Annotated in this window: 13 protein-coding genes; 1 reads left to right on the top strand and 12 read right to left on the bottom strand. The window is 70.3% G+C overall.

The features are described from left to right. Positions 1–2 precede the first annotated feature (2 nt). The 9 genes from dcd to J7D54_RS01525 form a co-directional block, all read right to left on the bottom strand. Positions 3–578 carry a dCTP deaminase gene (gene dcd / locus J7D54_RS01565; protein WP_182762739.1) on the bottom strand — a complete coding sequence of 192 codons (576 nt, stop codon included), beginning with the start codon at positions 576–578 and terminating at the stop codon, positions 3–5. Positions 579–620: 42 nt separating this feature from the next. Further along, positions 621–1,949 (bottom strand): RDD family protein, encoded by a 1,329-nt coding sequence (locus tag J7D54_RS01560; RefSeq protein WP_182762741.1) that lies wholly within the window; start codon positions 1,947–1,949, stop codon positions 621–623. A 91-nt stretch (positions 1,950–2,040) separates the two neighbouring features. Further along, positions 2,041–4,332, bottom strand: a complete 2,292-nt coding sequence (locus J7D54_RS01555; protein WP_182762744.1) for a transglutaminase family protein — start codon at positions 4,330–4,332, stop codon at positions 2,041–2,043. Continuing rightward, positions 4,329–5,564: a DUF58 domain-containing protein gene (locus J7D54_RS01550; RefSeq protein ID WP_182762746.1), complete on the bottom strand. Its 1,236-nt coding sequence runs from the start codon at positions 5,562–5,564 to the stop codon at positions 4,329–4,331. Before J7D54_RS01550 ends, J7D54_RS01555 begins: the two co-directional genes overlap by 4 nt. Beyond that, positions 5,564–6,529, bottom strand: a complete 966-nt coding sequence (locus J7D54_RS01545) for a MoxR family ATPase (protein ID WP_076063068.1) — start codon at positions 6,527–6,529, stop codon at positions 5,564–5,566. The genes J7D54_RS01550 and J7D54_RS01545 overlap by 1 nt, the downstream gene beginning before the upstream one ends. Positions 6,530–6,554: 25 nt before the next feature. Then, entirely contained in the window at positions 6,555–12,854 is a 6,300-nt protein-coding gene (locus J7D54_RS01540; protein WP_182762749.1) for an Ig-like domain-containing protein, read from the bottom strand. Positions 12,855–12,874: 20 nt separating this feature from the next. Beyond that, the gene (locus J7D54_RS01535) at positions 12,875–14,209 is read right to left on the bottom strand and encodes an FHA domain-containing protein (RefSeq protein ID WP_182762751.1); all 1,335 of its coding nucleotides are present in this window, start codon (positions 14,207–14,209) and stop codon (positions 12,875–12,877) included. Positions 14,210–14,263: 54 nt separating this feature from the next. Next, entirely contained in the window at positions 14,264–15,367 is a 1,104-nt protein-coding gene (locus tag J7D54_RS01530; protein WP_182762753.1) for a MalY/PatB family protein, read from the bottom strand. 30 nt (positions 15,368–15,397) lie between these two features. Next, the gene (locus tag J7D54_RS01525; protein ID WP_182762755.1) at positions 15,398–16,591 is read right to left on the bottom strand and encodes a hypothetical protein; all 1,194 of its coding nucleotides are present in this window, start codon (positions 16,589–16,591) and stop codon (positions 15,398–15,400) included. A 291-nt stretch (positions 16,592–16,882) separates the two neighbouring features. Between J7D54_RS01525 and ileS the strand changes: the two genes are divergently transcribed. Continuing rightward, a complete protein-coding gene (gene ileS / locus J7D54_RS01520) occupies positions 16,883–20,017 on the top strand; it encodes an isoleucine--tRNA ligase (protein ID WP_245244073.1) in 3,135 nt (1,044 codons plus the stop codon). A gap of 82 nt (positions 20,018–20,099) precedes the next feature. Here ileS and J7D54_RS01515 read toward each other — a convergent pair whose 3' ends face one another. The 3 genes from J7D54_RS01515 to J7D54_RS01505 form a co-directional block, all read right to left on the bottom strand. Next, a complete protein-coding gene (locus tag J7D54_RS01515) occupies positions 20,100–21,545 on the bottom strand; it encodes a CAP domain-containing protein (RefSeq protein WP_182762758.1) in 1,446 nt (481 codons plus the stop codon). Between the two features lie 290 nt (positions 21,546–21,835). Further along, positions 21,836–22,840, bottom strand: a complete 1,005-nt coding sequence (locus J7D54_RS01510; RefSeq protein ID WP_370585838.1) for a Gfo/Idh/MocA family protein — start codon at positions 22,838–22,840, stop codon at positions 21,836–21,838. A gap of 35 nt (positions 22,841–22,875) precedes the next feature. Further along, a complete protein-coding gene (locus tag J7D54_RS01505) occupies positions 22,876–24,054 on the bottom strand; it encodes a DUF480 domain-containing protein (protein ID WP_182762762.1) in 1,179 nt (392 codons plus the stop codon). Between the last annotated feature and the right edge of the window lie 175 nt (positions 24,055–24,229).

The raw sequence follows: 24,229 nt of genomic DNA, 5'->3' as shown, positions 1-24,229 counted from the left end.
GATCAGACCTGGCTTCGGTGGAAGTTGAGGTGCGAGCGCGACGGCGTGGGTCCGCGCTGCCCCTGGTAACGGGAGCCGTACTTCTCAGAGCCGTACGCGTGCTCCGCCGGAGAACTGAGCTGGAAGAAGCAGAACTGGCCGATCTTCATGCCCGGCCACAACTTGATGGGCAGCGTGGCCATGTTGGACAGCTCGAGGGTGACGTGGCCCGAGAAGCCGGGATCGATGAAGCCCGCCGTCGAATGCGTCACCAGACCCAGGCGGCCCAGCGACGACTTGCCCTCCAGCCTGGCCGCCAGCGCCTGGCCGAGCGTGATCCGCTCGTACGTGGACGCCAGAGCGAACTCCCCGGGGTGCAGCACGAAGGGTTCGCCTTCGGCCACCTCGATCAGGCGCGTGAGCTCGGGCTGCTCCACCGACGGGTCGATCGACGGGTATCGGTGGTTCTCGAACACGCGGAACAGCTTGTCCAGGCGCACGTCGACGGAGGCGGGTTGCACCATGACGGGATCCCAGGGGTCCAGCAGGATGTTCCCGGCGTGCACTTCGGCCAGGATGTCGCGGTCGCTCAGCAGCATGTCGTCGATCCTAACGCCGCGGCGACTGGCCCAGAGGCGTGCTCAGGAGATGACGGGGCGGCGCAGGACGGTGAACCAACGGTTGCCGTAGCTGACCTGCTGCCCCTCCCTGACCCGCACCTGGGTGCCGGACGGGCAGGGTTCCAGCTCGCCGCCCTGCGTGACGAGGGCCGTGCCGTTGGTGGAGCCGCGGTCCACGACGTACACGCCGCGGGGGTCCGTCCCGATCTGCACGTGGGTGCGCGAGATCATCCGGCCGTCGCCCGACGCGGGCACCAGGTGCACCTCCGGGTCCTCCGGGCCCTTCTGCGGGTTGCGGCCCAGCAGCACCGTGACGGTGAGTTCCACCTCGCGGCCGTCGTCGAGGCGGAGATACCAGCCCGCGCCTCCGCCGCGACTCGCCGTGGACGGCAGGTTGGCGATGCGGGTGCCTTCGTTGTCCTCCACCTCGCCGAAGTCGCGGCGTCGCACCTTCATCGACGGTTCGATCACCGACGTGGGGGTGGGCAGCGGGATCCACGCCCGGGGAGGCTTGGGCGACTCAGCGGGCGTCGGCTCCGGCAGCACCGGCTTGGGCGGTTGCGGGGCCTGCCACGGCGACGGCGCGGGGGTCTTCGCGGCCGGCGGACGCCACTGCGCGGAGGCCTGGAAGGGCGCCTGCTGCGGCGTGGGCTCGACCGGCTCGGACTGGACGCCGGGCAGCCAGTCCGGCGCTGACAGCTGGGTGCGGGGCTGCGGGGGGAGGCCGCCGTGCGGCGCTCCCTGCTGGGGCGCCCCCTGCTGGGTGCCGCGCGGCGCGAAGGAATCCCAGTTGGGTGTGGCGGTGGTGCCGGGCTGAGGGCTGAACGAGCTCGACAGGTGGGGCGGCAACCCGACGGTGCTGGCCTGGGCCGTCTTCCGCGGGGCCGTGCTGCCGGGACGAGCCTCGGCCTCCCTGGGCTGCACCACGACGGCGGACACAGCCATGTCGTGCCAGCCCTGGCGACGCTCGTGGATCACGAGGAAGATCAGCAGCGCGATGCCGCCGATGACGGTGCCCAGCACCGCGGAGAACACCACGTGGCGCAGGAACACGCGCCACCAGCCGATGGGTTCGCCGTCCTTCAACGACACCAGCCGCAGTCCCATGGCCTGCGCGCCGAGGCCCGCGCCGCGTACGGCGTAGGCCCACCACTGGTACAGGGCGAAGGCCAGGGACAGCACCCCGGCGCCGATGGCGATGACCAGGGCCACCGTCGGTTCGCTGGCGGACCGCCCGGCGAACGCGCCCAGGGCGCCGATGACGAGGAACGGCAGCGCGTCGATCACCGCGGCGAGGAAACGCTTCCCCAGCCCAGCGACCACGGCACCGCGTGGAATCAGCCGACTCACCTAGCTCCTCCTAGACCAGATACATGCAGAGAATACCCGTAGGGGTGCCACCCGGCACGGCGGCCGGTCGGGTGAGATGGGCAGCACCGCATCACTTGATCCTCCGGAACGATTTGGTCGACAGGTAGCTGGTAAGCCAACGCACCCAACTGACGGAGCGCCGCATGCCGCGGTGGATGGCGGCGGACGACCGCCAGTACTCGCGGGCGGTGGTCTCGCTGGGCTCGCCCGGGGCGAACACCAACCAGTCCGCCTCCTTCGCCAGCGCGATGGGATCCGCCACCGTCGCCACCTTCGGGAAGTCCCCGACGAGGGCCTCAGCCTGCTCGGACCTGGTGGCCGAGATGGACGGCGAGCGGCCCACGTCGCGGGCGCGGTCCACCAACTCCGCCCAGGCACCGGCGATCCGGTTGGCCAGGACGGGGTCGTTGCGCCGACGGGAGCGACGGCGCAGCTTCAGCCCGATGACCAGCGCCAACGGCGCCACGATGGTCAGCAGTGGGATGGCGGTGAGAGCAGCGATGGCGCCGATCTGCGCCCAGTCGATCCGGCTCTCCGGCTCCGGGGCCTCGCCCGGTTCGATGGGCAGCAACTCGTCCGGCGGCGGCACCTCGGGCCGCTGCGGCGGCGGGGGCGGGTTCTCGATGAAGGGAAGCTGCTCCGGCGGCGTGCGTTCGTCGTCCTCCGGCGGCTCGCGGTCCTCGGGCGGCGTGGGGTTGAACACCACCCATCCCAGGCCCTCGAGGTAGACCTCCGTCCAGGCGCCCACGTGGCCGCCGGAGATCGCGCTGCCCGTGTCCACCTGGTAGCCGTAGATGACTCGCGCCGGGATGCCCAACTCCCGCGACATCAGCGCCATCGCGACGGCGTACTGCTCGTGGTCGCCGACCATCAGCTCCGGGTCCGCGAGGAGGTCGATCAGGCGCCGCTCGGAGTGGCCGGACAGCGAGGCGACCTCGTCGGCCTGGCCGTGGCTGAAGTAGCCGTTGCTCAGCCGCTCCTCCAGGGTCAGCGCGAGCTGTCCGGCCGTGCCGCCGTCGCGGGCCCAGGCGCGGGCCGCGGCGATCAGCTCGTCCGGTACGCCGTTGGTCTCCGGCAGGTCGAACCGGCCGGCGCGCGCCTTGGCGATCTCCTCGTCCGGGGGGCGGGGCGCGACCCGGGCGCCGAGCTCGTAGGTGTCGCCCTCCCGCAGCCCGGCCACGTTCAGGCCGGTGCCGGAGCTGCGGTTGTAGAAGAAGTTCTCCCCCAGCTCGACGCGGCGCGGCCCCTGGAACGCCACCTGCGTGCTGCGCCCCACCGTCGGGGTCCAGACGCCGTCGTAACCGCGCACCGTGACGCGCACGGAGAGGTCGTCGCCCTCGGTCTCGTCGGCGATCCACTGGCCCACGCGGGTGAAGGTGGTGGCCTGCACCGCGGTGTCGTCGAGGGTGGAGACCCGGTAGCTGATGCCGTCGTACTTGTCGAGGGTGGCGATGCGCACGATGTCGTCCGGGCGCGCCCCCAGCACGTCGAACAGCACCTCCGCACGGTGCTGAGTGATGTTGGCGCGGAACCCCTGCAGGGGGGAGGCGAACTGTTCCAGGTCGATGGGCGGCTCCATCGCGGTGCGCAGGGTCTCGCGCGCCGGGGTGGGCGAGATGAACGGCACGGCGGCCAGCGCCACCGCGAAGGCGGCCACCAGCACGCCGGCGCCCAGCAGCGCGCGCAACGGCTTGAGCCGGTTCGCGCTGCCCGCGAGCTGGCCGCGCACCACGGCGCGGCGGTGGCTCGTCCACACGAGCACCACGACGAACAGCAGGCCGCCCACCACCAGGGGGCGGTAGGCCACCTGCGAGCCGACGACGACGCCGATCAGGTAGCCCAGCACCGGCGGGAGCCAGGCCATCATGGGCCGACGCGAGCGCAGCGAGATGACCATCGCCAGCAGGCCGGCGGTCAGGCCCACCAGCCCGGGCACGGTCAGCAGGTTGTAGGTCTCGCCGATGGGCGGGTCGAGCGTCAGCATGTCGCGCCACGCCGTCACTGGCCCCACGAGCAGGCCGAACAGCGTGCGCGGGGTGGGGACGACGAAGCCGATCGTCGACGACGGCATGGTGAGCAGGCCGCCGAAGAGGAACCACGCCCCGGCGGCGGCCAGGGCGGTGACGCCCGAGGACCAGTGCCGCAGGGCCGACACGACGGCCAGGCCGATGCCCACGGCCCCGAAGCCGAGGACCGCCACGAACAGCCAGCCGGTGCCGTACACCGGGTAGAAGGAGAGCGCCACCAGGGTCAGCAGCACGAGGATCGCGGTGGCGTCGACGGCGGCCCAGCGCCACCGTCGGGACAGCTCGTACGGGGTGGCGTCGTGCGCCGGCAGGGCCCGGCGGGCGGGGGCGCTCACTGCATGGCCTTCCGCATGGCGCGGGGCAGCTCGTCGAGGGTGCCCACCTGGAGCACGGTCACGTTGCTGGCGGAGCGGGCCCGCAGTTCGGCCCCGTCGGCCACGCGGATGCCGACGACGCGGGTGTCGACGTCGAACCGGGCGCAGGAGCGGCGCAGGTCAGCCAGGGTCGCCGTCGAGCCGGTGATGCAGACCGCCACGGACGCCGACGCCTCGCGCCGAATGGTGGTGTGCACCAGGTCCGCGATGCCGCCGCGGGTGCTCTGCCCCACGAGCGACAACTCGTCCAGCGTCCTGGTGGGCGTGACGCTCATCAGGGTCTCGTGCGTGGTCAGCACCGCCAGCGGTGACTCGGAGTACAGCGTCTGCAGCGCCACCGAGGCGGCGCAGGACACGGCGAGTTCGAACTCGGCGTCGTCGAGGTAGGCGCCGCGTCCGGTGTCGAGCGCGACGACGACCCGCGACATGCGCGACTCCTCGAACTGCCGCACCATCAACTCGCCCGCCCGGGCGGTGGAGCGCCAGTGGACGTGGCGCCGGTCGTCGCCGGCGACGTAGGGCCGCAGCGCGTGGAAGTTCATGTCGGCCGACGAGATGTGGGAGCTGGCGTGGCCCTCGAGGTCGTGGACGAAGCCGGCCTGCCGGCCGGGCAGCCGCACGGTGCGGGGGTGGACGTAGAGCTCGAGGGCCTCCGTCCAGGTGGTGGAGCGGCCGGCGAGCGCGAAGGGGTCGCCCTGCACCGTCTGGGCCGGGCCGACCGTGACAAGACCGCGCTTGTCCGTGGGGATGCGAAACGTGTTGTGCGACACGGCGCCGGAGACCAGCGACGGGAGCGAGAAGCTCGTCGACACGGGCCCGACGGGCAGGTCCAGCCGCGAACCCCAGTGGCGGCGGGGCGCGGCGTTGCGCACCATCAGCTCCCCCCGGGCCGGGTCACCCACGACGACGGCGCGGCCGGCCAGCCGCAGCCCCACCTCGAGCGTGGGCCGGCCGATGGTGAACAGCAGGCACAGCCCGACGGTGACCACCGCCAGCACTCCCGCGACGGTGAACTCGAGCCACCCGAAGCCCAGGCCTAGCGCCAACGCCAGGGCGCCGGCGGCCAGCGCCATCCAGCCGCTGGTGCGCAGGCCGGTGACGCGGCGGAGCCGGTCATAGAACCGGCGCAGGCCGTCGAACGTGGGTGGGTCCACAACTTCGGGAGCTTCCCACCGCGCGGGAGTTGCGGTCATCAGGCGGACTGACGCTCCGTTGGAGGCTCCACGGAACCGACCACCTCGGCCATGACGTCAACCGCCTGGACTCCGTTGAACTCGGCCTCCGGGTCGAGGATGAGACGGTGCGCGAGGCACGGGATGGCGAGCATCTTCACGTCGTCCGGCACCACGAAGTGCCGCCCCAGCGACGCGGCCCACACGCGGGTGGAGCGCACCAGGGCCAGGGCGCCGCGGACGGAGACGCCCAGCCGCACGTCGTCGACGTGCCGGGTGGCCTCCGTGAGGCGGGTGATGTAGTCGAAGATCGACGACTCGATGTGCACGGACGCGGCCAGTTGGCTCATCTCCGCCACCTGCGAGGTGGACAGCACCGACGGCAGCGCCGTCGACCTGGGCCGGCTGCCGCCGGTGGCGAGGATCCGCATGGTGGCGTCGTGGTCCGGGTAGCCGAGCGCCGTCTTCATGAGGAAACGGTCGAGCTGCGCCTCCGGCAGGCGGTAGGTGCCGGCCTGCTCGATGGGGTTCTGGGTGGCGATCACCATGAATGGCTGGCCGACGTTGTAGGACTGGCCGTCCACGGTGACCCGCGACTCCTCCATCACCTCGAGCAGCGCCGACTGGGTCTTCGGAGAGGCGCGGTTGATCTCATCGGCCAACACGATGGAGGCGAAGATGGGGCCCTGGTGGAACTCGAAGTCGCCGGACTTCTGGTCGAAGATCGTCACACCCGTGACGTCCGAGGGCAGCAGGTCCGGCGTGAACTGGATGCGGCTGTTGGTGCCCTGCACGGACTGGGCGATGGCGCGCGCGAGCGTGGTCTTCCCGGTGCCCGGGTAGTCCTCGAGCAGGAGGTGCCCTTCCGCGAGCATGCAGGTGACGGCCAGCCGGACGGCTTCCGTCTTGCCCATGATGACGCGTTCGATGTTGGCGACGATGTTGGCGAAGTTCTCGCCGAACCACCGGGCTTGTTCGGGATTCACTGGCTCTGGTTTCCTTCGTTCGGGCTCATCTGATCCTGCTCCAGGTCTGGGTGGAGCCGTTCAGCGTGCAGGTGACGTCGATCCGGGTGGGCTTGATGTCCGGCGGGGTGGAGGTGGTGGGCTCGGGGGTGGGGCCACCGGGCTCCGCCGGGCTGGGAGTGACGGTCACCGGGTCCGCCGAGATGTACTGCTCGGTGGGCTGGTAGTAGATGACCCCGTCGCTGCCGGCCGGCACCACTTCCTGCTGCTGCTTGCCCTCGCCGCTCAGCTCGATGGTGCAGCTGCCGGAGTCGACGTAGCTGAACTTGAAGGTCAGCTGGTCGTTCTGGAGTTGCGGGAGGACGGGCGCCGTCGACACCGCGGAGATCGCCGGGAGGTGGCTGAAGCTCTGCTCGTTGACGCGCCACGGGATCTGTTGCTCGCCGTAGGGGACCGCGCCGCTGCGCTGGCTGGACCAGACGCAGCCCCTCGATCCCGGATAGCAGAACTCGAAGGCGGACGGGTCCCAGCCGTTGGTGCCCTCCCAGTCGTCTGCGCTTCCGCTGAGACGCGCCGTGACCCGGCTCTCGTCGACGGCTGAGTAGGAGGCGACCTGGGGAGGCGTCGGCTCGGCGCCCTGGGGACGCAAGCCGGTGCGGGTCTCCACGGCGGACTCCATCTGGTCGAGCACCGCCTTGATTTGCAGCTGATACCGGCGCCCGTTGACGAGCGGCCTGATGACGCCGTCGCCGGGGAGCTGGTGCCAGCCCTCGCCCATCGAGTACTGGATCACGCCCGGGGAGTTGCGCGGCATGGTGTGGGCAACGCTGACGGTGACCTGGCCGTCGCCCGGGGTGGCCTCCACGGACGTGAGCTTCGGCCGGGCCCACGAGGTGATGGGTGTCGGCGACATGCCCAGCGCCACCTCGCTGTGCCGGTTCTTCGCGTAGACGCGGAACTGGGTGGCCTCGGTGCCCATCCCGTGGATGGCCGCCTGGAGGGTGGTGGCCCCCGTCGGCGCCACCACTGCCTGGCGGTCCGTGCGCTCGCGGCCCGACGCCACGGGGACGACGCGGTACTGCGCGATGGTGGGGTCGCCGTTGGGGTCCACCCCCGACACGTCGAAGGAGACCCGGAAGCCGCCGCCGATGTCGTCCTGGATGGTGGTGGGCGTCACGGCGATGGAGCCCATCGGCGCCCCGACGGGGTACTCGCTGTTCGAGGCGTCGGACAGGTCGGAATCGAAGTGGGCCGCGTTGGAGACGATCGCGTGGTCGCTGAGGGCCTGCACCCGGAACTGCGACGACTGGCCGTTGACGAGGTTGGCCCACCACAGCGCCCGCTGGTCCGCCGAGACCGTCTGCGGGCTGTCGGGCTGTTCGGCGCCGTCGACGTAGCGACGGACCAGGTAGCCCTTGACCCCGCTGGAACCGAACTCCGAATCGGTGATCCGGTTGTGCACCCAGGAGACCGTGAGGCCGCGGTCTCCCGTGGCGGCCTGGACCACCTGCGGCGGCAGCAGCTTGGCGTCGGGGTGGAACGCCGCGGACGGCGGCGAGATCTCCGACGGGCCGACGGAGTTCTGCTCGGTCACCGTCGCGGTGTACGGGACGCCGTTGGTGAGGCCACGGATGCTGCAGATGCCGCGCGAGCAGGTGCCCTCCGCCGGCGGGAGACCCGGCGCGGACGCCGACGCGGTGCCGGTGACGTTGGCCGGCACGTCGCCGCCCGTGCCGGTGGGGGTGTACTTGAAGGTGACGGATCCGTCGCCGGCGACGATGTCGTAGGGGTTCCCGGGGCGGCCGGGCACGTCGCGGACCCGCACCTGGATGACCCCGCTGACCACCCGTTCGGGGTCGCGGAGCGCGTCGTTGACCGAGTAGCTGACCACCATCGTGCCGTGCCACCCCGGCGCCGGCGAGACGGTCACGACGCCTGCCCCCGGGTCCGCCACGGCCTTGCCGCCGCCGCTGACCACCCGCGCGCCTTCGAGGAACACCTGCTGGTCGTGCGGCAGGTAGGACACCACGTTGTCGCCGAGCACCGGCACCGGCATGGACTGGCCGGCGTCGACCTCGACGACCACCTCGGACGCGGAGACCTTCTGGAACCGGGAGGCCACCACCAGGATGGTGAGTTCGAACCGGGCGGTGTTGGCGTCCACCGAACCGTCGATCACCTCGCCCTGCAGCACGACGGACTGGCCCTTGCGCGCCGAATCGAGGGCGCGCGCGACGATGCGGTTGCCGTGCTCCTCCCACTCGATGGGGGCGTCGCCGCGGATCTGGCGCGGACGCTCCAGGAGCCGCACGCTGTCGCCCTCGGGGTCGCGGAAGAAGGCCGTCACGTCGATGCTCTGCTCATCCTCCGCGGCGCCGACCTCGAGGACCGGACGCTCCGTGAGCAGGACGGGCGCCTGGTTGACCTGGTAGCCCTCCTGGTCGGGGTCTGAGCTGCCGCTGACCTTCGCGCGCAACACCGTCACGGGGATGGAGATGAACGCGCTGCTCACGTCGGTGCTGGCGCTGGAGGCGGGCATCACGTCCCTGACCTCGAACACGACGGCGGCGGGGCCGAAATCCGCCAGCCCCGGCTGGTACTCCACGGCGTTCAGGCCCGCGGCCCGGGCCAGGCCGGTGCCGGGGTAGCCCTTGATGTTCTCGACGCTGGCGAGTTCCACCTCACGGCCCTGGGTGCCCTGCACCACCTCGTTGACGTTGATCTGGAGGTTCTCGCCGGCCCGCACCGTCATCTGGAGCGCCGGGTCCTTCAGTGTGGGCACCACGTCGCCGCGGCCGGGGACGGTGATCACGCCGTTGGTGGCGAGGCCGTCGTCGTCCACGGCCCGGTAGCGGATCTGCTGCATGGTGTCGCGTACGCCGATGGAAACCTTGCCCTCGTCGGTGAGGCGGGGCGCGAGGTCGTCCTCGGCATCGGTGTCGGGGAGGTCCACGGTGAGCTCGTCACGCGGGCCGTCGGGGTCGTAGTCGTTGGCGAGGGGGTCGATCTCGACGTACTGCTGATCCGCGAGCTGGGCCACGTCGACGAGGTCGTCGCGGGCCACGGGCGGCAGCAGGGGCGCCTCCTCGTCGACCGTGAGCCTGATGAGCCCGGAGTTCGGTTCGCCGCGGAGGTCGACGATGTCGTAGGTGCCGTCGTAGTCGCCCTCCTCCTCCGGGGCTGTCATGACCAGTTCGCGGTTATCCACCAGTTGCACGGGGATCTCGGCGCGCATCCGCGCCGGCTCCTCGCTGGCGAACTTGATGGGGTCGCCGTCGAGGTCGTAGTCGTTGGAGAGGGGATCCAGCTGCACCTGGCGTCCCGGGCGCGTGCGGATCTCGTCCATGACGGCGATGGGCTTGTTGTTGGTCTTGCTGGGCTGGGCCACGCCGATCCGGATCTCGCCGGTGGCCTCGACGCCGTGGCTGTCGACGACGACGTAGCGGAACGTGTCCGTGCCTGCTGAGGTGAGGAACGCCTCGTACTCGAAGTACCGCTCCCCCACCTTGAGGACGCGGCCGTGCGTCGGGATGGAGCCCAGGCCCACGAGCCGCACCGAGTCGCCCTGCGGGTCGATGCCGTCGAGCGGGATGGGGATGCGGGTGGTGGTGCCTGCGAGCACGCGGTCGATCACCTGGCGGGGCTGCGGGGGCTCCGCGTTGGAGGCCTCCTCGGACACGATGGTGACCCGCACGATGCCGTCGGTGGCCTCACCTGTGCTGTCGACGGCGCGGTAGCGGACCTGGCTGACGCCCGGGGCCGAACCCGCCGGGACGCTGACCCGCACGGTGTCGCCCTCCACCCACGCGTTGTCGCCGAACGGGTTGTCCACCAGTTCGGCGTCGACCGTGAGGTCGCGGCCGTCCGGCGAGGTGTCGTTCTCCAGCACCTTGACCGCGCCCGTGGCGCCGGCGCGCACGCGCAGCAGGTCGTCCTCGACCCGCGGCCCGATCTGGTCCGACGCGTCGGTGGCGACCACTTGGATGGTGCCCCGCTTCGACGCGGTGCCGTCGGAGACGTGGTAGTGGAACTTCTCCGTGCCGGTGAGCTCCGCCGTCGCCTCGATGGTCAGCAGCGTGCGGCGCTCCATGGTCACGTTGAGGGTGGGGGGCACGTCCGTGATGGTCTGGATGACCAGGACGTCGCCGTCGGGGTCCGTGTCGTTGAGGAGCGGGTCCACCGTGACCGAGCCCATCGCCGGGAGGTGCGCGACGTCGTCCACCGGCACGGGTGGCCGGTTGGTGAGCCGCGGCAGCACGTCCACGCGCACCAGCCCGCTGGCGCCGTTGTTGACGCTGTAGTTGATGTAGTGGGCGCCCACCCTGTCCGAGGTGAACGTGAAGCGGTTGTCCGCCAGCGAGGTCTCGACGCACTCCGCGCAGTCGACCGGGTTGACCTCCGTGAGGTTGATCGCGCGGATGTCGTTGGCGAGCGGCTCTACGGTGACGGATTCGCCCTGCATGGTGGTGGCGAAGTCGCCGTAGGTGGTGGGCGGCACGACCTCTTCCGAGACGAGCACCTGCAGCTGGTCCGTCGTGACGGCGCCGTGCCGGTCCGCGACCTGGACGTGGATGGTCTTGGGCCCGAAGGTGGTGCCGACGTCGGTGTAGGTGATCTCGCCGTCCGGGCGGAACTGCACGATGTCGCTGAACTGGGGGTCCATCCAGGCCTTCTCCAGGATGAGCGGGTCGCCCTCCGCGTCGCGCCAGTCCAGCAGCGCGCGGTACTTCACGTCGGAGTCGCCCTTGGTGACCCGCAGCGGCTGGGGGGCCGGCACGTCCGGGTCGTGCTTGCCGCGCAGCGCGGGCGGCTGGTTGCCGCCGCCGGGCTCCGCCGGGTGGACCGTGACATAGGCGTTGGCCGTCGCGGTCTTCTCGCGGCCGTCGTCGACGGTGTAGGGCACGACGATCTCGCCGCTGGCATCTGAGTCGACGGTGATCTGCAGCCCGGACCCGCCGCGCACCGGCTGCACCGTGGCGCCGTCGATCTGCAGGTCGTCCGGCACGGAGATGGTCAGCACGTCGCCGTCGGGGTCCGTGTCGTTGTCGAGCACCGGGATGATGGTGGCCACGCCGGCGCGGGCGCCCAGGCGGTCGTCCTTGGCGATGGGGGCGCGGTTGTCGAGGGTGCGGTCCGGGAGCACCGTCGGGTCGCCCTCGGTGTACTCGCTGTCTTCGCGCTCGACGATGGGCCGCACGTGCGACCAGGCCTCCGGCAGGATCACGGTGCCCTTGTCCACCAGCCAGACGGTGCCGTTGGCCATGTCGTTGAGGGCCACCGTCGTGCGGTTGACCTGGAACTCCAGGGCGGTTCCGTCGCTGGTGAGGTGGTCGAGCTCGGTGACCACCGGTTCCTCACCGGCGCAGCGCTTCACGACCCGGAGCACTCCAGGGCCTCCCTGGAACGCACCGTAGAGGCAGTCCGCCACCTGGATGGGGCGCACCGGCCTCAGGTCCATGCGCCCGGACATGGAGCGGAACCCGTCCGGCGTGATCGCGCCCAGCCCGGCCTCGTTGGCGAAGAGCGCCCGGGCGCCGTCCTCACCGTGCAGCACGTCTGCCACCGGCGGCAGCAGCACCGCCTGCGACTGCCCGCTGATGGTGAACGCCTTCGGCATCCCCTCCACCCAGATCTGGGCGTTGTGCCGGTCCAGGACGACGGCGTTGTCACCGACGGCGGAGATCTCGAAGCTGCGGCGCTCGGGGTCGAACTCGATGGGCACCGCAGTGGTGAGGACGACGTCGCCCTCGAGCCGCACGAGCGTGCTGGCGGAGACGTTGAGGCCGATGGCCTTCCCGCTGACGGTCAGGGTGGCCACCCCGAACTCGCCCACCTCCAGATCCGGCTTGTCGCGGAGGAAGTCCACCCGCAGCATCTCGTCGAGGGTGCCGTGCCAGACGCGCCCGTTCTCCTGGTCGAACACCAGCATGGAGCCGCCCACCTGCTGCACCACCGCGTTGGGCGGCATCTTGGTGGCGCGCTCCAGGATGTTGCGCCCGGGGAGGTACGGATGCAGGTTCGACGACTGCGGCAGGAAGGCCTGCGCGTGCTCCTGGTGCTGGTAGAGCTGGAACCTGGAGTCGCCGGTGGCCGTCGCCGCGGACAGCTCGTCGATCTGGGCGTTGACGGTGCCCATGAGTCCGTCGTCACGCTTGCCGACGAAGACGATGCCCTCGTCGAGGTGCACGTCTGCCTGCACGAGGCCCGGGCTGAGGTACGCCGCGATGCCCAGGGCGATCGCCAGGACGACGACGAGGAGGGCCTGCCAGAACCGCCGGAGGAAACGGGCGATGATCCGAAGGGGCCGGGCAGCCTGCCTGGCTGGCCCGAGCGGAGCGTCCGTCACGGAGATCTGGTCCTCCTCTTCTAACCGCGGGGCGGCTCGATGCGCAGCGAAACGCCGTCACCGAGGTCGAGCACGGTGCCGATCCCCACCTGGACCGAGGCCCCGTCGCGCAGGGTGAACGGGGGTTCGCCGGCGGGGAGCACAGTGGTGCCGTTGGTGGAATCCAGATCCGTGACGTGCACGTTCCAGTCCTGCGTGGTGATCAGCAGGTGGTTGCGCGAGATGTCGTTGCTGGGGCTGGCCACCCGCATGAGGTGGCTGCCGGACGGGCCGTGGCCCGCATCGGGGGCGCGGCCCACGACGATGCCGGCGACGATGTCGGCGAAGTCGCCGCGGTTGGTGTGCACACCCGCCAGGACGGGGCGGCGGATGAGCCGCGGGTTCGACGAGTCCACGGGGTACTGGCAGATGCGGCAGGTGCGGCTGCCGGGGGCGTTGGGGTGGTTGTTGACACAGGGCACGGCCAGCACCTGCGGGTCCGGTCGTTCGTCGGCCGGCGGCGCGGGCTTGTGCGTGGCGGCCAGTCCCGTGGAGAAGATGGTGCCGCCGTCGTCCTCCTCCACCTCGCCGAACGAGCGCGGCACCACGACGGGCGCCGGTCGCTCAGCCGGCGACGACAGCGATGCGGGCTCCGCGATGGGGGGCACGACCACCTCGGGCGCGACCGGGGGCGGGATGACGGCGCTGAGCGCTGCGGCGATCTCCTCGGGGCCGGCTTCGTCGGTGTCGTCCGCGTTGAATTCCTCAGACGGCGGGGCGTCGAGGACCATGGCCTCCGAGAACTCGTCATGGACGACGTCCACCGGCGCGTCGTCGTCTGAGACGTGGGCCGCGGTGGGGACGAACTGCGGCGTGCCGGCCGGCTCGTCCGCGGTGGGGAACCGCACGAGGGCGGCGGGGTCAGTGGTCAGGAACACGGCCGAGACGGTGGCCGCCCCGACCACCAGCGGCAACTGCAGGGCCTGGTCCGCGTCGAACTCCTCCAGCGTGATGCCGAGGTTGCGCTCGCGGCCCAGGTGCTCCTCGCGCCACGTCACGCTCCCCTCGCCCTGCAGGACGACATCCCCGGAATCAGTGTCGACCACCCGCACGCGGCCGCGCGCGAGGCCGTGCAGCCCGTCGTCGTCCCAGTGGAACGCGCCCAGATCCGGCATGGAGTCCAGGCCCACCTGCGAGACGAGCGTCAGCAGCGCGTCGAGGGAGCCGGCGGCCACCACGCTCAGCCAGAGTTCGTTGACCGTGGCTGCTGCGCGCGCCGGCGGGGGCGCCATGACCACCAGGGTGCTCGGCCCGGTCAGGGCAAGCCACGCACCGGGCGTGTAGGTGGTGCGCCATGCAGCCATGGGTCGCGTCATGTCATCTCCTCGGATTGGCACTAGGCAGAAGGTTAGCGGTCAGGACCCGCGAAACTAGATGATGGACGAAGCCATCCGCCTGATGCCCTCGGTGATGATCTCACGCGAAGAGGCCAGATTGACCCTGACGAACTGGGTGGATTCAGGCGAGAAGTCCGTGCCGAAGTTGAACCGCACCCGGCCCACGTCGTGGAAGTGCCGGCCGGGGTGTTCCAAGCCAAGCGGCGAGCAGTCGAGCCATGCCAGGTAAGTGCCCTCGGACGGCGTGTACGTGAGTTGCGGGAGCTGCCGGGCCAGTTCCTCGGCGAAGAACGCCTTGTTCGCGTCGATCTCCTGCGACGCCTGCGCCAGCCACTCGCGGCCTTCGCGCAGCGCGGTGGTGTGGGCGAGGATGCCGAAGTAGGAGGCGGAGTCCGACACGACGGGGTTGATGCGGCCACGCAGGTCTGCCGGGCCGATGATGAGCGCGGCCTTGAGGGCCGCCAGGTTCCAGCACTTCGACGCGGACGTGATGATGACCGCGCGCGCGCCCGGCGCCGCCTGGAGGTAGGGGGTGTGCCGGGTGCCGGCGAGCGGTGCGTGGATCTCGTTGGAGGCGACGATCACGCCGTGTGCGTCGGCCAACGCGGCCACCGCCCGCAGTTCCTCGACGGTGTGCACGGCCCCGGTGGGGTTGTGCGGCGAGCACAGCAGGTACAGCGCGGGGCGGTGCTCGACGAACGCGGCCTCGATGGCCGCCAGGTCCAGGCGCCCGCTCTCCAGCATGGGGGCGGTGACCACTTCGCGGCCGTGGCTGACGCTGCGGAAGGGCGGGTAGACGGGCGGGTTGATCAGCACCCGGTCCCCCGGCTCGGTGAAGGCGAGCACGGCCTCGCGCATGCCGGTGACGACGTCGGCGACCAGCATGGCGTCGGCCGTGTCGAACTGCCAGCCCCACTGCCACTGCGCGTAGTCGGCCATCGCCTCCTGGTAGGCGGGCAGTTCGGGGTAGCCGGTGTCCGAATCGCGGATGGCGCGCTTGATCCGGTCACGGACGGCGACGGCGATCTCCGCGTCCATCTCGGCGACGAACATGGGCAGCACGTCCGGCTCGAAGCGGCGCCACTTGATGCTGCCCCGCTGCCTCAACTCGTCCAGCGGCACGTTGAAGATCGTCATGCCGGCGAGTCTATGGCAGCCGGCCGCGGGTCAGCCGCCGTCGACGTTGTGGGCGACGGCCCCGATGATGTCGTGCAGGAAGCGCAGGTACCCGTCGACGTGTTCGCGCGGCGCCGCGTCTTCGATGACGACGGCGGCCACCTCCCGCTCGAGCCACAACTGGCTGAACTCCGGCGTGGTGGGGGCGGTGAAGAACCGCCACACGGCCGGGCCCAGGAGGTGCCGGGTGGCGTCCGCGTCCGACGACGTGACGCGCCAGCGGGCGTCGAACGTGGGGTCGCCCACCTCGATGTCGCTGGTGCCCATCAACTCGGCCAGCAACGCGTTCTCCGCGGTCAGCCGCACGGGGTTCATCACCAGGCCCGGGCGTCGCACGCAGAGCACCTGGCGGATCTTGGCGCCCTGCTCGGGGGCGGAGATCCACTGCCAGCCGAAGCACGGGAGGTCGCCGAAGCGGCCCACGAAACCGTGCACGAACCTGCCGGACGGCACCGGGCCCTGATTGAAGCGTTCGACGATCTCGCGCGCGTTGGCGTAGTAGAGCCAGCCGCGCTGTCCCGCCCATTCCTGCCAGGTGGTGCCGCGTCGGACGACGGGCCTCACCGCCGCGGTGCGCAGCGCGGGGGCCGAGGCGGTGAGATAGGCGGGCAGGGCGCGCTGGTAGGGGCGGGGCCGGATGGCGTCGAGCACCCGCGAATCGATGGCGTCGACCATCTTGCGGAGCAGGTCCAGGTACCGGTCCACGTGCTCGGGCTCGACGCGGCCGCGCGCGCTCAGCAGGACGGCGTCGTGCTCGAACCAGATCTCCGAGAAGTCCGCGGCGATGGGGATCAGCAACTGGCGGACGGCCTCGTTGAGCACGTCGTTGGCGAACTGGGGGTGGGCGGCGCTGACGCGCCAGGCCAGGTCGAAATCCGCCTCGATGGGGATGCCGGGGCCGGACTGGGTGAAATCCGCCGCCTCGATGCTCAGCCAAGGGAACCGCACCCCCGGCACCCGCAGTGCCACGACGTGGAGGTGACCGGCCGGGTCCGAACCCGCCGTCGCCCGGAAACCGAAGCAGGGCAGGCCTGCGTAGGTGCCGGACCACCCGACGGTGATCGCGCGCTGCCCGCCGACGTGGAGGCCGCCGCCGCGGAAGGTACCCGTCATGGCCTCCCACGCGGGGAAGAAGTGCAGGTTGCGGAGGGTCGCCCAGTGCCGCCAGGCCTCAGCATCGGCCATTCAGGCACCTCCCTTCCATCCCCATCGGCTCAATGTTGCCATGGAGGTCGTCCGGCGGGGCGCCGACCGCCGCGTGGGCTTGAGTCGGCGCCGCGCTCGGCGCATAATGGCACGGACCGCACGGCGCGGATGGGGCCATCACCCCGGAGCTGCCGGAAGAACGGTGGATCTCCACTCATTAGAACCGGCTGCGGCAGCGAATGAAGCGGGGCGCTCACGCGTCCAAGAAGGGTGGTACCGCGGGCCACGGCTCGTCCCTTCGCCATGGCAGACGAAGAAGGAACCCACCCGATGAGCACCACTCCCGGCTACCGCGCCGTGCCCGCCCAGGTCGATTTCCCGGCGTTGGAGCACGACATCCTGAAGTTGTGGGCTGAGCGCGGCACGTTCGACCAGTCCCTCGAGAAGTCCAAGGGTGGTGAGCCCTGGACGTTCTACGAGGGCCCGCCCACCGCCAACGGCATGCCCGGCACCCACCACATCGAGGCGCGGGTCTTCAAGGACATGTTCCCCCGCTTCAAGACGATGCGCGGCTTCCACGTGGAGCGCAAGGCCGGCTGGGACTGCCATGGCCTGCCCGTCGAACTCGCCGTCGAGAAGGAACTGGGCTTCTCCGGCAAGGCCGACATCGAGGCCTACGGCGTGGAGGCGTTCAACGCCAGGTGCCGCGAATCCGTGCTGCGCCACGTCGACGCGTTCTCCGATCTGACGGAGCGGATGGGCTACTGGGTCAACCTCGACAAGGCCTACGTCACCATGACGCCCGAGTACGTGGAGTCACTGTGGTGGGCGCTGAAGCAGATCCACTCCAAGGGCCTGCTGCAGGAGGACTACCGCGTCGCGCCGTACTGCCCGCGCTGCGGCACCGCGCTGTCGGACCACGAACTCGCGCAGGGCTACGAGGACGTCACCGACCCGTCCATCTACGTGCGCTTCCCGCTCACGTCCGGCCCGCTCGCCGGCGACGTCGACCTCCTGGTCTGGACGACGACGCCCTGGACGCTGGTGTCCAACACCGCGGTCGCGGTGCATCCGGAGGTCACCTACCGGGTGGCCAGCCACCCTGAGCAGAAGTCGCTGGTGGTCGCCGAACCGCTCGCCGAGCAGGTGCTGGGCGAGGAATGGACGCTGGGCGCGTCCTTCACCGGCGCGGAGATGGAGCGCTGGTCCTACCAGCGGCCGCTCGAACTGGTCGAGTTCCCCGCCGAGGCCCACTTCGTGGTGCTGGCCGACTACGTCACGACGGAGGACGGCTCCGGCCTGGTCCACCAGGCCCCGGCCTTCGGTGAGGACGACATGGCCGTCTGCCGCGCCTACGGGCTGCCGTTCGTGAACCCCGTCACCAAGGAGGGCGCCTTCGAGGAGGGCCTCAGCCTGGTGGGCGGCATGTTCTTCAAGGACGCCGACGCGTTCATCGTCGAGGACCTCACCTCGCGCGGCCTGATGTTCCGCAAGCTGGACTACACGCACAGCTACCCGCACTGCTGGCGCTGCCACACCCCGTTGCTCTACTACGCCATGCCCTCCTGGTACATCCGCACCACGCGCATCAAGGACCAGTTGCTCGCCGAGAACGAGGACACCACCTGGCACCCGGAGAACATCAAACACGGCCGCTTCGGCGACTGGCTCACCAACAACGTCGACTGGGCCCTGTCGCGCACCCGCTACTGGGGCACGCCGCTGCCCATCTGGCGCTGCGAGGACGACCACCAGGTGTGCGTCGGTTCCCGCGCGGAGCTCTCGGAGCTGACTGGGCAGGACCAGTTGGCGCTCGACCCGCACCGCCCGTTCGTCGACGACATCACCTTCAGCTGCCCCACCTGCGGCAAGGAGTCGCGGCGCGTGCCCGAGGTCATCGACGCCTGGTTCGACTCCGGCTCGATGCCCTTCGCGCAGTGGGGCTACCCGCACGCCGAGGGTTCCGTCGAGATGTTCGAGGAGCGCTACCCGGCTGATTTCATCTGCGAGGCCATCGACCAGACCCGCGGCTGGTTCTACTCGCTGATGGCGGTGGGCACCCTCGTCTTCGGCGAATCGGCGTACAAGAACGTCGTGTGCCTGGGCCACATCCTGGCCGACGACGGCCGCAAGATGTCCAAGCACCTGGGCAACGTGCTGGAACCCATCCCGCTGATGGACAAGCACGGCGCCGACGCGGTGCGCTGGTTCATGGCGTGCTCCGGCTCGCCGTGGTCGGCCCGCCGGGTGGGCGACACCACCATCGGCGAGACCGTGCGCAAGGTGCTGCTGACGTACTGGAACACCGTCGCCTTCCACACCCTGTACGCGCGCGCCGCCAACTGGACTCCGACGGGCACCGCTCCCGCCGTGGCAGATCGCCACGTGCTGGACCGTTGGTTGACCTCCACCACCCAGGAGCTGATCCTGGAGACCACCGACGCGCTCGAGAACTTCGACACGCAGCGCTACGGCCAGGCCATCGCCGGCTTCATCGACGCGTTGTCCAACTGGCACGTGCGTCGTTCCCGTCGCCGGTTCTGGAGCGGCGACGAGGGCGCCCTGTGGACGCTCCACGAGACGCTCGACACGCTCACCCGCCTGCTGGCCCCCATCATGCCGTTCGTCACGGAGCGCGTGTGGCAGGACCTCTTCTACGCCGCGGACCCGGAGGGCCCCAACTCGGTGCACCTGGCCTCGTGGCCCGTGGCGGACGAGTCGCTCATCATCCCGGAACTGACCGAGGCGATGAAGCTGACCCAGCGCACCGTCGAACTGGGCCGCTCCGCGCGCGCCGAGTCCAAGATGAAGGTGCGCCAGGTGCTGGGCCGCATGCTGGTGCCGTCGCGCATCTTCGCCAAGCTCTCACCCGAGTTGCAGGAAGAGGTCAAAGCCGAGCTGAACGTCGAATCCATCGAGTCCTTCGATTCGGCCGGCGACCTCGTCGACTTCTCCGCCAAGGGCAACTTCCGCAACCTCGGCAAGCGCTTCGCGAAGAAGACGCCGCTCGTGGCGAAGGTCATCGCCGAGCTGGACGCCGCCTGGCTCGCCGGGCAACTGCGCGACGCCGGCCGCGCCCTGATCGAGTTCGAGGGCGAAGAGGTGGAGCTGTCCGCCGACGACGTCATCGTGACCGAGCGGCCCCGCGAGGGCTGGTCAGTTGTCAACGAGCAGGGCGAAACCGTCGCGCTCGACCTGGAGCTGACGCCGGCCCTGGTGCTGGCCGGCCTGGCCCGCGAGGTCATCCGGTTCATCCAGGACGCCCGCAAGCGCGCCGGGCTGGAGATCACGGACCGGATCCGCGTCACCGTCGAGGCCGACGGCCCCCTCGGCGACGCCGTCGAGACCCACCGGAGCCTCATCGCCGGCGAGGTGCTCGCCGTCGATCTCACGAACGCGCCGGTGGCTGAAGCCACGGATGTCGACGATGAGCTGGGGCTGAAGATCACCCTGGCAAAGGCCTGACACTGACCCACCGTGATTCAACGGCATCGGGCCGACCCGCAGCGTGCGGGTCGGCCCGATGCCGTGTGACCGGGCGCGGAGGTCAGGGGAACAGCACCAGGTTGTTGAAGACCCACGCACCGGACTGCTTCACAACCAGACCGCTGGTCGTCGTCGTCGCGCGGAAGACCGTGGTGAACGTATAGCTGCGGCAGGCGCCGCGGCCGGTCTGGGCGGTGTCGCACTCGGTCTTCCACCGGCGGCCACCGGATTCGAAACCGTTCATGTTGTGCATGGCGATCGGGTTGGTGCCCCACTCCGCACGGCTCATGAGCGGCAGGTAGGTGAGGTTGTTGAACGCCCACCCCTCCTTCTGCACGAACCGCCCACCTTCCTTGACCACGATCGCGGCCCAGATGTCGGTGCGGCAGCGTTCGGTCTGCGAATAGGGCTCGCACCTGGTCTGCCAGTCGCGGCCGTTCACGTTGCGGTGGATGCCCGGCAGCGTGTAGGGGGCGCTGCGCACGAAACCCCCCGCCGTGGGCTTCGGCGGCGTGGGCGCCGGGGTCGGCGAGGCGCTGTTGCCGGTGGTGACCCAGATCGTCTGGGTGGGGGCCGGCGTGGTGGGGCGCGGGCTCGCCGGGGCGGGCTGTCCGGCGGCGGGAGCGTCGGCGTCGAAGAGCTTCACGCCGTAGGAGTGGCTCACGGTGACGCCGTTGCGGACGATGCCGCTGACGGTGACGGTATAGGTGTGCACCGCGGAACCCACCGGCTTCGGCAGCAGGCCGAGCTCGAAGACCAGCGTCGGGTTCCCCATGCCGCCGACCAGCGGCTGCTTGGTGACCTGCACGGGGCCGTTAGGCCCTGTCACGCTCACCTTGGCGCTGTCGAACTTGGTCGACGAGTTGCCGGTCAGCGACCACCGCCCGTTGGGCTGGATCTGCGTGGGGAAGTAACCGGCCGTGGGCCACGGGATCCAGGCGGGATCCGGGTTGGAGCGGTTGTCGTTGGGGGTGTTGATGACCCAGAGGGCGTTGGAGTTGGTGGTCGAGCCGCTGCCCATGGTCGTCGTGTGCGGGCGCATCACCCAGCGACGGTGGCCCACGGCCGTGTTCGACGCGCCCGGCTCAGACATGTACAGCGCGATGGCGCCCGCGCCGGAGCCGGAGCGCACCGCGCCGAGCGCGATGTTCGAGCGGCCTGCGGCCTCCTTGCCCTGGGCGCTGATGCAGCGCCAGGAATCCGTCGGGTAATGGTCGAGCCGCTTGTTGGCGCTCATGATGAGGGCCGCTTGTTGCGCCTTGGCGGACAGCGCGGCGTCGAACTTCACCGCGGCGAGGCCACCCATGGCGCGGAAGTAGTTTACGGCGTCGAGCGTGGCCTTCTGGGCCGCGGCGCTGGGGGCACCCGCCGCGCAGGTGTCGAGGTTCCCGGTCCAGTCCTGCTGCACGGCCAAGGCCGGCTTGAGCTGCTGCTGATAAGCAGCGCGGACGGATTCGATGTTGGAGTTGTCTATCGCGGTGGTGGCCTGGGAAGACTGAAGACCCATCCCGGAGAGGATGAGCACAGCCCCCAAAGCGGCGGCCAAAAGAGCATGCAGGCGCACTGGGGAAGATCCTTCTGCGAACAAGATTTACCTACGAGGAGGGGTCGCTCGACGATGAGTACCGCCTGTGACGGTACACAAGTGACGCATAAGGTGCAGTCAAACCGTAAATCTGATGTCTTACGACCTCAACGTCAGGTTAATACTCCGGGTCGGTATCCTCGGCATCGGGGTGGCCTTGGTGGGGCGACCCACCTCCTGACACCTGACGACTTTGTCAGTTCAAGAGCGGTTCAGATGAGCGCCAGGTTGGCGTCGCTGTGGGAGATCCCTGCCTGCCGGAGGCATGACTCGAGCACCCGCATCACCTCGAGGGTGTCGTCGAGCGGCATCGTCAACGACTCCGTGCAACCCTCCCTGATCCGCTCCGTGACCTCGGCGAACTCGTGGCTGTAGCCGCGGCCGGTGGGCATGGCCTCGATGATGCGCGGCAGCACGCCGTTGCGGTGGATGGTGATCATCGACGGATGGTGGAAACGCGGCTCCACCTCGATCCAGCCCTTGGTGCCGATGATGACCATCCGGGCCGGGCCATGCCCGTCGAAGCCGACCGCCAGCGACGACAGCCCACCGCCGGTGTGCGCGAGGCTGATGCTGGCGGCCCGTTCCACTCCCGTGGGGTACAGGCGCGTCATGCAGTCCACAGACTTGACGTTGCCGAGGAACGCCTGGGCGAAGTTGACGACGTAGACGCCCAGGTCGAGGATGGCGCCGCCGCCCAGTTCCTTGGCGAAGAGGCGGTGGTCGGGCTGGAACTCGCGGTACGCGTAGAGGTCACCCTGCACCGAGACGACGTCGCCGATGCGCCCCCACGCCACCACTTCGCGGGCGGCCTCGACCACCGGCAGGAAGCGGGTCCACATGGCTTCCATGGCGAACACGCCCCGCTGGCGGGCCGCCCTGACGATGTCGCGGGCGCCGGCCAGGGTGGCGGTGAAGGCCTTCTCGACGAGGACGGCCTTGCCGTTGGCGATGGCCATGAGCGCGACGTCGCGGTGCTGGGGGTGCGGCGTGGCGATGTAGACGACATCGACGTCCTCGGATTGGAGCATCTCAGCGTAGGAACCGAAGGCCTTGGGGATGCCGTGCTTGGCGGCGAACGCCTGGGCCTTGGCGGTGGTGCGTGACGCGACGGCGGTCAGTTCCGCACCGGGGACGAACTGGAAGTCTCCAGCCACTCCGTGTGCGATAGCTCCCGTGCCGACGATGCCCCAGCGAACCGTATCCATGGCAGACAGGGTAGTCCTCTCGATAATGCTTGGTGGGTGTTTGACTAGGCTCTGCGTCGGCCGATGAGATAGAGCCGGTCCCGATCCGCGTCGCCGCTGACGAGGTACGACTCAGATTCCAGGCCGGCCGCGGACATCGCGCGGCGGATCTCGGCAGGGTCGTGCAGCACCAGCGGCACCGCCACCTCTTCGCCGTCCCACTGCGTCACCGGTTCGACGGCGTTGCCGACGTAGACCGCCAGCGCGAGCACGCCGTCGGGCAGCAGGGTCTGGGCGAGGTGCCGGAGGACGGCCGCCAGTTCGCTGGGCGCGAGGTGGATGAAGGAGTACCAGGCCAGGATGGCGCCCCAGCCCGCGTCGTTGCCCGGCCGCAGGAGGCGGCGGAAATCGCCCACCTCGAACTCGACGTCGAGGTTGCGCTCGCGGGCCACCTCGATCATGCGCGGTGCCAGGTCGAAACCGGTGGGCAGCGCACCGGCCTCCGCCAGGAGGAGCGTGGTGTCGCCCAGGCCGCAGCCGATGTCGGCCGTCTGGTGCGGGCCCGAGAGTTCGGCCACGTGCGCGATGAACCAGTCCTCGAACGCCGTGGGCGACATCGGGTCCGGCTCGAGGTCTGCCAGCGCCTCGTAGGCGACGACCATGGCCTCGTCGCGGGAGGCGACCCCCTCCGCCAGGATCTGCTCCCGGTCGACGGCGGCCTCAGGGCCGACGTCGGGCGGGATGTCGCCCAGGAGGTGGAGCCAGCGATGGTCCTGGTGTCCGGCCTTGCGCTCGAGCTGCCGCACCAGCGGGGCCTCGCGCTGCGCCATGCGCTGCAGGACGGCTTCCACCGCTTCCCTGTCGGTGAAGCGGTGCAGCCTGTCGGTGCGGGCCTTGAGCTCACCCGGCGCCTGGGGGCCGCGGAGCAGCAGCACGGTCAGCAGGGCGCGCTCGTCGTCGGGCAGTGCCAGGGCCTCGACGGCGCTCTGCGAGTACTTCAGGGTGCGCTTGCCGTAGTCCAGCCACGTGATACGGGCCAGCCCCCGGTCCTTGAGGGAGCGCACGGCGTCCTGGACGGTGCGCTCGTCGTAGTCGACGACGGGCTCGCGGCTGCTGGACTGGTTGCAGGCGGTGCGCAGGGCGTTGAGCGTCAGCGGATAGCTGGCCGGGACGGTGATCTCCTTCTCGAGGAGGCACCCCAGCACGCGCTGTTCTTCTGCGGTGAGGATCGGGAGCGCGGTCACGGGCCCGACATTACCCGCTGGGGCCGGGCGCCGTCGGGGCGGGTGCGGGGGTCGCCCTGGCGACCCGAATCTTGATTCGGCGTCGTCCACAGGGCTGAACCCAGCAATGAACCACGACCTCCTCGTTCAATGCTGGATTTGGCGCCGTCCACAGGGATAAACCCAGCAATGAACG

The sequence above is a fragment of the Tessaracoccus sp. MC1865 genome, from assembly GCF_017815535.1.
Lineage (GTDB): Bacteria > Actinomycetota > Actinomycetes > Propionibacteriales > Propionibacteriaceae > Arachnia.
The sequence above is the reverse complement of the archived record's forward strand: the minus strand, read 5'-3'. Positions and strand labels throughout refer to the sequence as shown.